The following is a 12,522-nucleotide window of genomic DNA, read 5'->3' on the forward strand; positions in this document are numbered from 1 at the left end:
TGCAAATTCAAAATCAAGGCAAGTATTGTGACTAAAAATTTGCTTTGTTAAATGAAAGCAGTAAATTTGGATTTGATTTTAGAAAAGTGGTAAATTTTCTTAGCTGTTTCATAGTTTTTGGGTTCATGTGATGCTCAATTCCTTCCACATCTTTGTTTGCTATGGAACTGTCAACGCCAATAATTTCAAAAAAATCTAGTAGATCACTATGTTTTTGCCTAATATCGTTTGCAATATTCATTCCTTTAGAAGTTAGTTTCAGTCCCTGATATTTTGTATATTCTAAATAACCATCAGCATCTAGGCGACGTAGCATTTTAGTTACACTTGGAGGTCGGACATTCATGTAATTTGAGATATCTGTGGGTGAAGCATATCCTTTTAGTTCTACTAGTTCAGAAATTACCTCAAGATAATCCTCCATGGTAGTTGTAAATGTATTTTTTTTACCATGAGCCTTTTTTATGGATTCTAATCTTTTTTCTTTTTTATCAGATATCTTGATATTTGATTTGCTTACCATTATTGACTCCCGTGTCAGTTATGGATTTTTTGTATATCAAGTTTTAATGTTTTTAATGATTTGCAAGTTTCTAAAAATATCCTCTGTATTTCATATGGATTCGAAATATCTTTTTTGAGATTTAAAAAGTATCCTATAAACACAGTAAAGTTTCTACTGTCTAACTTATGGTAACTAATCCTACTCTCCATGGATGAAATGAGCAATAGTAGTTGAAAACTCCTTTCTCCTCGAACGTAAATTCGAATCTATCTCCTGTATTTAGTGGTGGACTGTTAAACAATTGAATGACTTTTCCTCCCTCATCGATACTTTGTATGTTGTGTGGTACTGAATCATCATTTACCCATGTGACTGTAGTTCCTACTGAAATTTCCAGATTCAATGGAGAGTAAAATCCGGCGCCAGTTACATCAAAGTTTCCATTTGGAATAACAACTTGCGCATTAACTACTTGTGGAACTGGCTCCATCACCGTATCTATTACAATTACTTCATTTTCAATCAAGAATTTTATCATGTTGAGAAATTCACTTTCTGAGACAATTCCTTCACCGTACCATAATGCTGTATTTTTTACCCACTCTGGAACTGATTCAGCAAATGCAGACACACCGCCAATAGAAAGAACAATAGGGATTAGTGCAAGAATCAGATAATTCATCACATACAATTTACATTAGAGATATTTAACTTTCAATTTTTTTACAAATTAATTCTTTTTCAAAAAATTCTAGATGTAAAATCAGTCTTTAATGCTAATTTGTTTTATTGTTGTACTAGTTTTTAGAGACATTTGTAAATAACGAGAATTTAGACTTTGTAAACAATATTGTCAAACCAATGGAAAGTGTAAAAACCAATACAACAAAGAATCCAAATTCTGGAATTACTGTGTTATGATATTTTTCAACTATTGGACTATAACTAGCACCTGGTGCAATTCCACCTCCAATCAAATAGATATTTCCGTCAACAGTAACTGCATCTAATCCATGTCTTGGAATTGGCATTGGTTGTTGTTCAAACCATCCTTTCTCTGGTATATATGCCTCATTTTCGCCAAAGGTGTTAGTATATCCCTCACCACCAAAAACAAATATTGCTTCGTTCATGGCAGATGCTGCTAACCCACTTCTTGCAGTAGGAATAGGTTCAAGAGATTCCCAAGAGTCAGCTGTAAAATCATACACTTCTGTTGCATCAACATTGAGTTGTCCAGATCTTCCTCCAATCACATACATTTGACTATCTAAAACTGCAGATGCAAGATGTTCTCTAGGAGTTGGTAAGTCAGATTTTTTCTCCCAAGAGTCAGTTACTGGATCATAAACTTCGTTTTCAAAACGAGTTTCTGTATTAAATCCTCCAACCGCATATAATTTTCCGTCAAGAAATTCTGCAGTTAATGCCCCTCTAGCTGTAGGCATGTTTGTGCCCTTTGACCACACATCAGCATCTATATCGTAAATTAATAATTCATCAGATGGAATCCATTTATCATAATATCCTCCAACTACATACAATTTTCCTTCATAAATTGACGCACCAGAATGATGTAACATACTTGGCATAGAAGTACTAATGCTCCAAACATCTTCGTTAGTGTCATAAACAAACACAGAATTTTCAGCAAGTTCTTTGTTGTTCAGGCCCCCAATCACATAGATTTTATCCTCATATGCAATTGCTTTTGATTCTGATCTTGGTTCAGGTAGATTAGATAGTCGTTCCCAACCTTCTAAAGGTTCTTCAGCAAAAATATTTGGAGTTGTAAAAGACAAAAGAATTAAAAAAAATATTGCTATTTTCATCTAAGATTTTTTAGATTTGATTTAATTAAAGAATTTCTTTTTAATAAAAAATTTAACGTTATATATTACAAAACCCAGTTTTTAATAAATTGAAATTGCAAAACAATTCAAAAATTTCAATAATTGGAATTATTGCTGGAATTATTTTGTATTTTATTCTAGTCAATAGACCTTAATTTACTATAATGTACAAATCAGATTAAAATTTGGGAAATATCTGTGGGTATTTTTCAAGTATCATATGAATCATAAAAAGAGAAACTTTTCAATTGTAAAATCAAATGGCATTGATCACACAAACTGTTTTTGGAAATAATAAAAAGAAAAGAGATGTTAAATGATCAAGAAGTCAGGATCTCTGCTACTACAGGAATTACTTCCCATAATGCGACATAATCGCCACTTTCTTGCATTTCAGAAGCTACTTCATCAGTGTATAAACCATGAATGTTGATTGCTGGGTGAGCAATGCTTTGTTCTCCCATTGGTGGGACAGCATCACTTGGATTACCCAAAGCATATGCATAAGATGCTACTGGTGCTGGGATAACTCCTTTCTCAACTAGAACTGGGTTCAAGCCGAATGGGTCACCTGCTACAAAGACTGAAGCTGCGCCAGTGTAAATTGCTGCATAGTCATGATTTACTGCTGCATATACACCTGGTTCATCAAATACCAAATCAATGATTGCTCCTTGAGAACCTCCAATATTCCATGTTTCGGTTCCTGCGGATTGTACTCTGTTACCTTGGACAACTCTATCCAATATTTCTCCTACAATGTGGAAGAAGACTGGTTCGTTACCATTGTTTTGTACAAAGAGTCTTACGTGTTGATCATTTTCAACAAATAAGAGTTGTGATTGGTATTGCTTGTTTTCAAGTCCATTCCATGGTTGTGCAACAAAGATGTTCTTGTTTACATCGCCTTTGACGAGTAAGTTATGAGCCATGTTTGGTACATAACCAAATTGCATTCCGTTAACAACTGTTGCAGTGTTATGATGTTGGAACATTGCTCCTGCATCATAGTTGCCTTCAGGTGTAAGGTACAATTGATTGTATTGGAGTTGGAACTCTAATGCATCTGCATCATAGAATTTTCTGTCAAGTTCACCACTACCGCTAGTCTTCTCAACCATTAATTTCTTGTAACCATTTGCAGGATCAACGATTGCAATTCCGTACATGCCGGAAAGGACGTGTTGGTCCATACCAATTAGTTTAACACCAGAACAATGGTATTTGAAAGTACCAGCTACTTCTGCGATGTAACAATACTGTGCTGTTTCGCCAGGATTGACAGACTCAAATGCTGCTGCAGAAATTTGTGATGCGTGCATGTCGTTACCGTGTCCAGTAACTTCATCATCTGGAATTGTTAGTGTCATTTTGACTACATCACCTTGTGTGACTCTTAATGTTGGTCCTGGGACTTGTTGATTAAAAGTCATGGCGTTGTAAGTCTTACCACCCATAATTGGTAGCTCAACACTTTCACCAGTCAAGTTAAACTCAACGACATTACGTCCAGAGTTTTCTAGAACACCACAGTCAGTTTCTGCAAATGCTTGAGGCATTACAAGCTGTAAACCTCCCATTTGATGGATTTGTTCAAGCACATCGACATCCATACTTTGCATGTCAAGTGATTGTCCAGCAATCTGGGTTTGTGTGTATGTACTTCCGAATAGAGTTGCACCAATAACAGCTACTGCTGCAATTGTAAATAGTGCATTTATTCTTCTATTCATTAAGCACCGTGACTGCGAATCCTATATAATAATTCCCCTTGCCTAGAGTGCATTTTCACCACATTTTTAAAAATAAAACCAGATTTTTTTCATTGATCGTTTATAGGACTTGTATAAAATAGAAGTTTTTTGCAGATATTAAAAAAACTTGATTTATGATCTGAGTGTAGAATTTACATAAATTTCTAAGAAGATGTTTAGACTATGAAATAGGCTTTTCATCTTTTTCTAAGATGTTGTTTCTAGTCCCAAGCCAATCAGGCCATCCGGCCCATCCTTTGTTTTTGTATGTTCTATTGGGAGTTGTAGGTATATCTGCAGGTAGCTGAAATGTTTTGTAATATTGCACCCATTGAAGATAATTACAAAGTTTTAATTTTCTTGCAAACATTCTAGCTTGATTAAATGGTCTGAATTTTTTGTTTTGTGGAGCTACGGTATAAGTCCCAAGCCAATCCCCAAACCCTTTCCACTCTTTTGTATAATACTGTCGTGGAACAGATGGGATGTCCTGAGGTTTTTTGTTTGATTTACAAAATTCTAACCAGTCATAATAAGTTCTTAAATTAAGTGAATGTGCAAATTTTCTCGCATCCTTAAATGATCTAAATTTTTTGTTTTGTGGAGCTACGGTATAAGTCCCAAGCCAATCCCCTAACCCCTTCCACTTTTTTGCATAATGTTTTCGTGGAACAGATGGGATGTCCTGAGGTTTTTTGTTTGATTTACAAAACAAAATCCATTCACGTTCATTTTTTAATTTTAAACTGTGTACATAATCTCGTGCATTCTTAAAAGATTTGAATTTCATATTTTTTCTAATTGTCACATTTATCACAACATAATTTGCTTTATCTTATTTTCCAAGTACAATACATAGAGTATTACGCCTATTAGAGATATTTCTAAAGACTTTGCAACAATTCCAGATATTTCTATATGTTCAGGGTGATTCTCAGGAGATAGTGGAGGAGTAAAATTTACAGCATAAATGTACAACCCTAACAAAACAAGAGACCCTAATAATCCAAAAAGATAGACAGTCGTATTTCTTCTACGTAAAATACACGTATTTTTTTGCATACCTGTGGAGTCAGTTAGCAGTACAGATAATAACAATACCCCAAAACCAATTTGAGATATTGCAGCTAACAGCAAGAACATTCCATATTCGATACGGAGTGGGACATGATCAACGTAAACTGACAAATGGATTACTCCTCCAGAAAGAGCTAAAAACATCATAATGTATCGAAGTGTTTCATATCTTCCTAGCTTTCGTTTTGAAGTTTTATTTTTGTAATTATTTAGCAATGCATATCCAAAAACACCAAAAGGCAATATCACGACAATAACCATCAACGAATTCCAAATGGTATTCCAATTCTCTGAAACTGAGACATTGAATAAAACTCTGGTACAATCGCAATTAAATGAACTGGAAGGTATTTGTCTGGGAGGCATCACATGTTCTTTGGTATTATTTTTTTCAGAAATGCTAAGTACAATTTGATAAGTTCCTTTGTCTTCAAAAACATAAGGGATTTCAAAATCGCCAATAGCGCGTTTAGTCCAAGGTTCATAAAACAACCTTTTTTCCATATTTGTACTGTAGATTTCCAACATGGTTTCTAGTTCATACAAATCATTGCCATGTTCATCTTGAATGCTAAAAATTATTTTAGAATTTTCTCCAGGAGTTGGATTTCGAGGTTCAAATCCAATATAGGAATAATATTTTCCCTCCATTACGCCTCCTGAGCTGCTTTGTTCCAAATGAGCATATGAATTTGAAGAAGAAAATAGATACAGAAATGTCAATACAAAAAAAATAACAACTATTGAAGATTGTTTTTTAAGAGAAAATTTGTACATTACAACAGTTTAGATATGTTTTAGAAAAATACTTTTTCAATAACAGTCAAAACAATATCCTTGACCATTTTCAAATAACCATCATTAATTCAAACCAAAAAATCTTCATCTCAAATGATTTAAGAATAAAAAAACATGTGCAATAATAGATATAATTGATGTTTTACGGTTGCACTAGTTTAAAATAAAATTTTGTACAACAAATCCTGTCACCAATATTTTAGATATATCGAATATTTTTTGCGATCTTGTATTGTTCCCTGTACTTTGTTGTACGTGGCTTCACTCTTAGTCTATGACCGCAGCAAGGACACCTAATTCCATCCCATTTCATAAATATATCACAAATGAAACACCTCTTTTGTCCTGAAAGATACCTACGGGAATTTTTTGGTTTTTTTGCTTTGTAATCTATACAAATATTCTTACAGACCATAATCAAAAAAATATTACTCACTTATTCAATCTTGTTTTTTCTAGTACTCCACTAAAATGATTTTTATGTAATTTTATGATTGTACTATAATTCTTTTAATTTATTATCATACAAACAAAATTGATTATTAAAAAAGTGAAAAATTAGAATGGATATAATAGATATTGTAAAAAATAACAAAACTACTCTTATTGCTAGTATTGTTCTTGTGATTGCTATTGCACTGTATTTTACAGAAATTCAAGCAAAAAATAATTCAGATTTGGGAGAAACTAACAGTTTAGATGCAAAAATATTGCCCGAAACAGAAATTTCAAAAGATGATGACCCACTATTGGGAAATCCCGATGCTCCAATATCCATAATTGAATTTTCAGACTATCAGTGTCCTTTTTGTGCTAGATTTTACACTCAAACGTTACCTACCTTAGAATCAGAGTATATTGAAAAAGGCAAAGTCAATTTTATCTACCGTGACTTTCCAATACAAAATCATCCAAATGCAAGGCCTGCAGCCTTGGCATCAGAATGTGCCGATGAGCAAGAACAATTTTGGGAGTATCATGATATTTTATTTAAGAAGCAAGATATGTGGAAAAGATTAGATCTTGATACAGTAACTTCTACATTCAAAGAGTATGCAGAGGAATTGAATTTGAATCAAGAAATGTTTGATTCTTGTCTTGATTCAGAAAAATATTCAGATGAAGTGGATTCAGATTTTGCAGATGGACGTAGTTATAAAATTTCAGGCACACCAACATTTTTTATTGGAAATGAGGAGACAGGGTATTCTTCAGTTTTTGGTGCAAAATCATTTTATGAATTTCAAGAAATAATAGAAGAAAAATTAGATAAATTGGAAAAATAGTATTAAATTGATTGAAGAGAAAATTGCAAATGATGAAAGTAGATTAGATAATGCTGAAAAACAATTAAAATTCCATATAGATAAAAAATCAAAATTAATCAAACAACTAAAGGATACAAATGAATACAAACTACGAATAAAATTAAAAGAAAAAATCAATGAACAAAAAACTATGATAGAAATTTGGATTAATGATATTAATTCAATAAAATCACGAGTAAAAAAATAAGGTCAATTTCAATAATTTTCATAAAAAATATCTACTAGTACAATGATAAAACATTCTTACCAATTATAACCATAAGATGGTGTTGTAAACTGTGAATAAATCAAAATATCTAATCATTATTGCCAGTACAATAGTGCTAGCAGCAGTCGGATTATACGCCTATGATGAATTAATAGAAGACAAGGAATCCAAAATACAAGAGACTCGATCAGAAATAACAATACAAACAGAACCTGAATCAATTGAGATTGTAGAGCTTACAGGAACACCACTGGATAACTATTCTCCTGAAGAACGAGATCAGCATTGTGGTAAATCAGATTTTAAATCAACTCGATATATTGAAGAGTTTGAGATCCCTACACCTTGTACTCAACCTCTTTCAATAATTACAGACTCTGAAGATAATGTATGGTTTGTTCAATCAAATACCGGAAATGTGGCAATGTTTGATCCAATAACAAAAGAATTTGTAGAATACCAAAATGATCAATGGAATTTGAAAACGGCATCAATGATGTGGGGAATAACAATAACTGAAGATAATGAGATATGGTTTACAGATGAAACAAATGATTACATTTGGAGGTTTTCAATTGATGACAAGACATATTCAAAAATAGACTTTCCTAGTGAAATAGAAAACGCTTTTCCACAAAAATTAGAATATCATAATGGATATTTCCTGATAAATGATTTTACAGGAAATCGAATTGTAATTTTAAATCATGAAAATTTGGATAATGGAGAAACAGAGTATGCAGTAATTGCAACACCCTCAGGATTCTTTACTAGTCAGACATCCGTTGATGACGATGAAAACATTTGGTTTGTGATCTGGAAATACCAAAAAGAAGCAATTTTGATTAAAACAAATTTTGAAACACGCGAAACTGAAAATTTCATTCTTCCATCTAGCATTAGTGCACCAAATGGAGTTTCAGTTGGGCCTGCAGGAAATGTGTGGATTGCAGATACTGCAAGTAGTTCATTTTACAGATTCAGCCCAAATGATAACAAAGTAATTGAATTTGTTACATCTGATGCACCAATATGGACATTTGGAAATTCGTCAGGATTGATTAAAACACCAATTACTAGACCGTATTGGAATTCATTTGATTCAAATGGAAACATGTGGTTTAACCAACAAACAGCAAATAGATTAGCGGTGTTTGACCCTGTTTCAGAGTCATTATTAGAGTACGATATTCCGTCTAAAAATCCGGGATGGGCAGATTGTGGAGAACTGGTAGACTGTGGGACAGCACAAAGTTTTGATTTTACAGTTCAAAACGGGCAGGTTTGGTTTACAGAATGGGTTGAAAACAATATCGGGGTTTTAGATACCTCAGTAGACATTCCTGTAACATTAGATGTAGAACAAAATGAGATTGAGATTAAACAGGGTGAGCAGAAGAAAATCTTTCTTACAATAAAGCCACAAGAAAAACAAAAAGTGGAATTATTTTTATCTACATCTACCAATTCGGAATTGATTGGAACAGAAACAAATACAGAACCCATATCAATTTCAGAACAAAGTCAAATTCCAGTCACAATACTTGTTGATGAAAATGCACATCAAGGAGATTATAAAATTCTATTAAGTGCACATCTTTTAGATGTAGTTGTATCAGAATATGTTACAGTCAAAGTAATTTAGAGTTACAAATTTTGAACACAGGATATTGAGAGTAGTGTCAACACAAAAGTAGATTCCGAATAAATAAAATTTTTATTTAGATTATAGCAAATTAGGTATGAGAATGATCTAACTAAAAATGGAAAAACAAAAAATAATTGGTATTATTTCAATTGTAGTAATAGTTGTAGTGATTGGCTATTCTTTGTTAAATGTATATGCATTAGAACAATTAGAATTTAGTGGAGTAGATAATATTTTTAGATTTTTTGAAATGAGTACAGTAAATGGAAAAATAAATATCTGCAATAATACTTTTCTTCCAGCAAATTTTAATCAATTTAACATTTTGATATATTTCGAAAGGGAGTTATTAGGAACTTTTACAGTAGATTCTACCAACATCATGCCTGATTCGGTTTTTGAGGCAAATGGAAAGTATATGTCATCTTCAATGGCTCAATCTCAATCACTTTTCATGCATTTTGATCATCTATTTAGTAACAGTGACAATACTATCAGAATTGATCCTAGGAAAATGGATGTAGTGATGCAATTTCAAACAACAATAATAGGAATACCATATTTGGTTACAGAGCAACATACTGCATTTGATTTTTGGAATATGTTAAATGATGAAAATAATTTATCGTGTTAATGTTTTAGAAAAATTAGTCAGGTCTTTTCTCTAACAAGATATCTTTGAAAATTATCTTATCATCACGTAAAATTTTCAAAGTAGTAGTATCGCCTACAGATTTTTCCTTTTGTAAATGAGTTATAAGATCATCAACCTTTCTTACCTCAACATCATCAATTGCCAGAATTACATCACCTCCTAAAGTGTATTGTATTCCATTTTTTTCTATAATTTCAGATGATCCCATTAAATCAGATTTATCTGCAGGACCATCTTTTACTACATTCATTATCATAATACCTGTTGCGTCTTCTAGTTCTAAAATATCAGCAATATCAGGAGTGATGTTTATGCTAGTAATACCAACCCAAGGATGGTTGTATGAACCGTCTTTAATCAAAAAAGGGATGATTTTGTTTACAGTATTTGATGGGATCGCAAAGCCTACACCAGAAAAGCCACCATCACGAGAATATATTGCAGTAGTTACTCCCACCACATCTCCTTTCATGTTTAGTAATGGGCCTCCTGAATTTCCTGGATTAATAGCTGCATCAGTTTGAATCACATCAGGAATAGTAAAACCAGAATTTTGCGATGGAATCAATCTACCAATTTGACTTACAATTCCAGCAGTCATAGAACCAGATAATCCATAAGGATTGCCAATTGCTGTGACCCTTTCTCCTACTTTAATCGAATCAGAATTACCTAGAATCAAAGGATCAAGAATAGATTCATCAACATTTATTTTAATTACTGCCAAATCAGAATATGCATCAGTACCAACAACTTTGGCGTTATATGATCTTCCATCAATAAATGTCACAATTATTTTCTTTGCATTTTCTACAACATGGCTATTAGTAATGATATTTCCTGTGTCATCATATACAAAACCTGATCCGACTCCACCAGAATTTATTATTGATGATTTTGTTACTGCAATGCTTACAATTCCAGATTCAGATTGTTCAAAAATTTGAGTAAGAGACAAATTATCAGGGGAATTCTTGATAGATTTGTCTCTTACTTCGGAATCTAGGATCTCAGAGGATGTGGTTTCAGCAGTTACATTCACGATTCCAGGAACGAATGAAGCAGAAAAGATCGTCGCAACAAGCACAACTGCCGAAACTATAGATAATCCTCCAAGTGAAATCTTTGATTCATACATTTTTACCAATCCAAATTGAATTTATTTTTTCTAGTAGATAGAAAAAACATAAGGGAGTTTATTTTGTTGTTGTTATTACGTTTACGAAAATTAGTACAACAAACAAACAATTTTTCAAATAATTAGATTAGCATAAATTCGTGATAGAAATATGCTAAGCATGAGACAAAAATTAACTGCAAAAGTGAATAGTGAAACGATACAAAAAATTCTAGAATCAACAGATCAATTCAAAACAGTGTCAGAGATAAGTACAGAATGTAAAATTCCAAAAAGTACAACATATCGTAAAATTAAATATCTTCAAGAAATAGGAATGCTAGAAGTAACAGGGTTTATTACAGATGGAGGACGAATTAACAAATACAAGTGTGGAAAATTGTTAAGATATGGAAAGTACAACCCCAAAGTAAAAAAAATTCTTAGTATTATTACATCAAATCCAGGTATATGCTATAATGAATTACAAGAAAGTTCAGGAATACCAAATGGCACTCTGAGTCATTATGTATCTAGTATGGTAAAAGACTCAAAAATCATTGTTAAACGTACATCACGTCGTTCATGGTTTTTTCTTCCTAATGCAAAACCATCAGAAATTAACCTAATAATTAATCTACGTAAAGAGACAGGTAAGAACATTCTATCATTTCTATTATTGAATGGTTCTTCAACATTTTCAGACATACAAAAATCTACAATTAAAGCACCTGCTACAATTTCACTTACCATTACTCACTTAGTAGAACTTGGATTAGTTAGACGCATACCAGGAACTCGTCCAAAATACGAATTAACAGATAGAGAACTTACCTTTGAATGTATTAAAAAACTTGAGCCAGATACTTCAGATAGACTCAAAGAAAGATTTGCAGACACATTTTCATATTTGTAATTGCTCTTGTTTGATTAATAGTATCATAACAATTCAAACACATCATTGAAATTCTGAAGAGTTTTGTTTACGGGTTTAGAGTTGTATTTTTGCAACGCATATCTTACATATTGAACGGTTTGTAAAATAAAGATATTTTTTTCATGAAATGTAATAGAAATTATTTTTGTAAAAACAGTAAAGGACAAAAGACGTTTAGATGAAGAAATTGTTTAGTTTTACTAGTCTGATCTAAATATTCCAATTACAAAAAATGAAAGCATTGTAAATATCAATCCATGAGTAATCAAAGTGTCAACATCAGGCGTAGGTGGGGTATGAGATAATATGAACGAAACAATTGAGAATAATTCCACTGTAGTAATTGTGGCAAATGCGCATAATACCAAAAATAATCTCGTAGTTTTAAATTCAGAATAAGTAATCAATGCAACTATACTAAGGAACAATCCTAAGAGAGCAGAAGATATGTGAATAAATATGTGAACTTTATTTTCATCAGTAAAATTTTCACTGGTAAGTGGAATAAGAATTACTAATCCTATGAGCACTAAAATTCCAAGAAGTTTAAATTTTGATTTATTATCTAATGTTGAAACTTGCAATAAAATTTAGACACCATACAATTAATTAAACTAATTGAAGTTGTTAATTGTTTTATGG

Annotated in this window: 13 protein-coding genes; 5 read left to right on the top strand and 8 right to left on the bottom strand. The window is 32.2% G+C overall.

Going from position 1 to position 12,522, the window contains the following annotated elements; all coding sequences use genetic code 11:
- Nucleotides 1-31: 31 nt before the first annotated feature.
- The 6 genes from NMAR_RS08895 to NMAR_RS08920 all read right to left on the bottom strand — a co-directional run bounded on the left by NMAR_RS08895 (nucleotide 32) and on the right by NMAR_RS08920 (nucleotide 5,840).
- Nucleotides 32-523 carry a metal-dependent transcriptional regulator gene (locus NMAR_RS08895; protein ID WP_012216046.1) on the bottom strand — a complete coding sequence of 164 codons (492 nt, stop codon included), beginning with the start codon at nucleotides 521-523 and terminating at the stop codon, nucleotides 32-34.
- A 160-nt stretch (nucleotides 524-683) separates the two neighbouring features.
- Nucleotides 684-1,187, bottom strand: a complete 504-nt coding sequence (locus tag NMAR_RS08900) for a cupredoxin domain-containing protein (RefSeq protein WP_012216047.1) — start codon at nucleotides 1,185-1,187, stop codon at nucleotides 684-686.
- A 115-nt stretch (nucleotides 1,188-1,302) separates the two neighbouring features.
- A complete protein-coding gene (locus NMAR_RS08905; RefSeq protein ID WP_012216048.1) occupies nucleotides 1,303-2,337 on the bottom strand; it encodes a Kelch repeat-containing protein in 1,035 nt (344 codons plus the stop codon).
- 341 nt (nucleotides 2,338-2,678) lie between these two features.
- Nucleotides 2,679-4,091: a multicopper oxidase domain-containing protein gene (locus tag NMAR_RS08910; protein ID WP_012216049.1), complete on the bottom strand. Its 1,413-nt coding sequence runs from the start codon at nucleotides 4,089-4,091 to the stop codon at nucleotides 2,679-2,681.
- A gap of 202 nt (nucleotides 4,092-4,293) precedes the next feature.
- Nucleotides 4,294-4,920 (bottom strand): integrase repeat-containing protein, encoded by a 627-nt coding sequence (locus NMAR_RS08915; RefSeq protein WP_012216050.1) that lies wholly within the window; start codon nucleotides 4,918-4,920, stop codon nucleotides 4,294-4,296.
- A gap of 5 nt (nucleotides 4,921-4,925) precedes the next feature.
- The gene (locus NMAR_RS08920) at nucleotides 4,926-5,840 is read right to left on the bottom strand and encodes a hypothetical protein (protein WP_238523174.1); all 915 of its coding nucleotides are present in this window, start codon (nucleotides 5,838-5,840) and stop codon (nucleotides 4,926-4,928) included.
- A gap of 710 nt (nucleotides 5,841-6,550) precedes the next feature.
- On the opposite strand from NMAR_RS08920, the gene NMAR_RS08930 reads away from it, so the two are divergent.
- From NMAR_RS08930 to NMAR_RS08945, 4 genes are all read left to right on the top strand, one after another.
- Complete coding sequence (locus NMAR_RS08930; RefSeq protein WP_012216052.1) at nucleotides 6,551-7,273, top strand: DsbA family protein; 723 nt, start codon at nucleotides 6,551-6,553, stop codon at nucleotides 7,271-7,273.
- A 7-nt stretch (nucleotides 7,274-7,280) separates the two neighbouring features.
- Complete coding sequence (locus tag NMAR_RS08935) at nucleotides 7,281-7,502, top strand: hypothetical protein (protein ID WP_148680246.1); 222 nt, start codon at nucleotides 7,281-7,283, stop codon at nucleotides 7,500-7,502.
- A 91-nt stretch (nucleotides 7,503-7,593) separates the two neighbouring features.
- Nucleotides 7,594-9,168, top strand: a complete 1,575-nt coding sequence (locus NMAR_RS08940; RefSeq protein WP_012216053.1) for a Vgb family protein — start codon at nucleotides 7,594-7,596, stop codon at nucleotides 9,166-9,168.
- Between the two features lie 118 nt (nucleotides 9,169-9,286).
- Nucleotides 9,287-9,805 carry a hypothetical protein gene (locus tag NMAR_RS08945; protein ID WP_012216054.1) on the top strand — a complete coding sequence of 173 codons (519 nt, stop codon included), beginning with the start codon at nucleotides 9,287-9,289 and terminating at the stop codon, nucleotides 9,803-9,805.
- 13 nt (nucleotides 9,806-9,818) lie between these two features.
- Here NMAR_RS08945 and NMAR_RS08950 read toward each other — a convergent pair whose 3' ends face one another.
- Nucleotides 9,819-10,964: a S1C family serine protease gene (locus NMAR_RS08950; protein WP_012216055.1), complete on the bottom strand. Its 1,146-nt coding sequence runs from the start codon at nucleotides 10,962-10,964 to the stop codon at nucleotides 9,819-9,821.
- Between the two features lie 160 nt (nucleotides 10,965-11,124).
- Between NMAR_RS08950 and NMAR_RS08955 the strand changes: the two genes are divergently transcribed.
- Entirely contained in the window at nucleotides 11,125-11,859 is a 735-nt protein-coding gene (locus tag NMAR_RS08955; protein WP_187146540.1) for a winged helix-turn-helix transcriptional regulator, read from the top strand.
- 221 nt (nucleotides 11,860-12,080) lie between these two features.
- Here the strand turns inward: NMAR_RS08955 and NMAR_RS08960 are convergent, their stop codons facing one another.
- Entirely contained in the window at nucleotides 12,081-12,464 is a 384-nt protein-coding gene (locus NMAR_RS08960; protein ID WP_012216057.1) for a hypothetical protein, read from the bottom strand.
- Between the last annotated feature and the right edge of the window lie 58 nt (nucleotides 12,465-12,522).

The sequence above is a fragment of the Nitrosopumilus maritimus SCM1 genome (genome assembly GCF_000018465.1).
GTDB classification, from domain to species: Archaea; Thermoproteota; Nitrososphaeria; order Nitrososphaerales; family Nitrosopumilaceae; genus Nitrosopumilus; species Nitrosopumilus maritimus.

Coding starts and splice junctions, on each gene's coding strand:
- NMAR_RS08895 (WP_012216046.1), bottom strand. CDS start 523: ATGGTAAGCAAATCAAATATCAAGATATCTGATAAAAAAGAAAAAAGA.
- NMAR_RS08900 (WP_012216047.1), bottom strand. CDS start 1,187: ATGAATTATCTGATTCTTGCACTAATCCCTATTGTTCTTTCTATTGGC.
- NMAR_RS08905 (WP_012216048.1), bottom strand. CDS start 2,337: ATGAAAATAGCAATATTTTTTTTAATTCTTTTGTCTTTTACAACTCCA.
- NMAR_RS08910 (WP_012216049.1), bottom strand. CDS start 4,091: ATGAATAGAAGAATAAATGCACTATTTACAATTGCAGCAGTAGCTGTT.
- NMAR_RS08920 (WP_238523174.1), bottom strand. CDS start 5,840: ATGGAGGGAAAATATTATTCCTATATTGGATTTGAACCTCGAAATCCA.
- NMAR_RS08930 (WP_012216052.1), top strand. CDS start 6,551: ATGGATATAATAGATATTGTAAAAAATAACAAAACTACTCTTATTGCT.
- NMAR_RS08945 (WP_012216054.1), top strand. CDS start 9,287: ATGGAAAAACAAAAAATAATTGGTATTATTTCAATTGTAGTAATAGTT.
- NMAR_RS08950 (WP_012216055.1), bottom strand. CDS start 10,964: ATGTATGAATCAAAGATTTCACTTGGAGGATTATCTATAGTTTCGGCA.
- NMAR_RS08955 (WP_187146540.1), top strand. CDS start 11,125: ATGAGACAAAAATTAACTGCAAAAGTGAATAGTGAAACGATACAAAAA.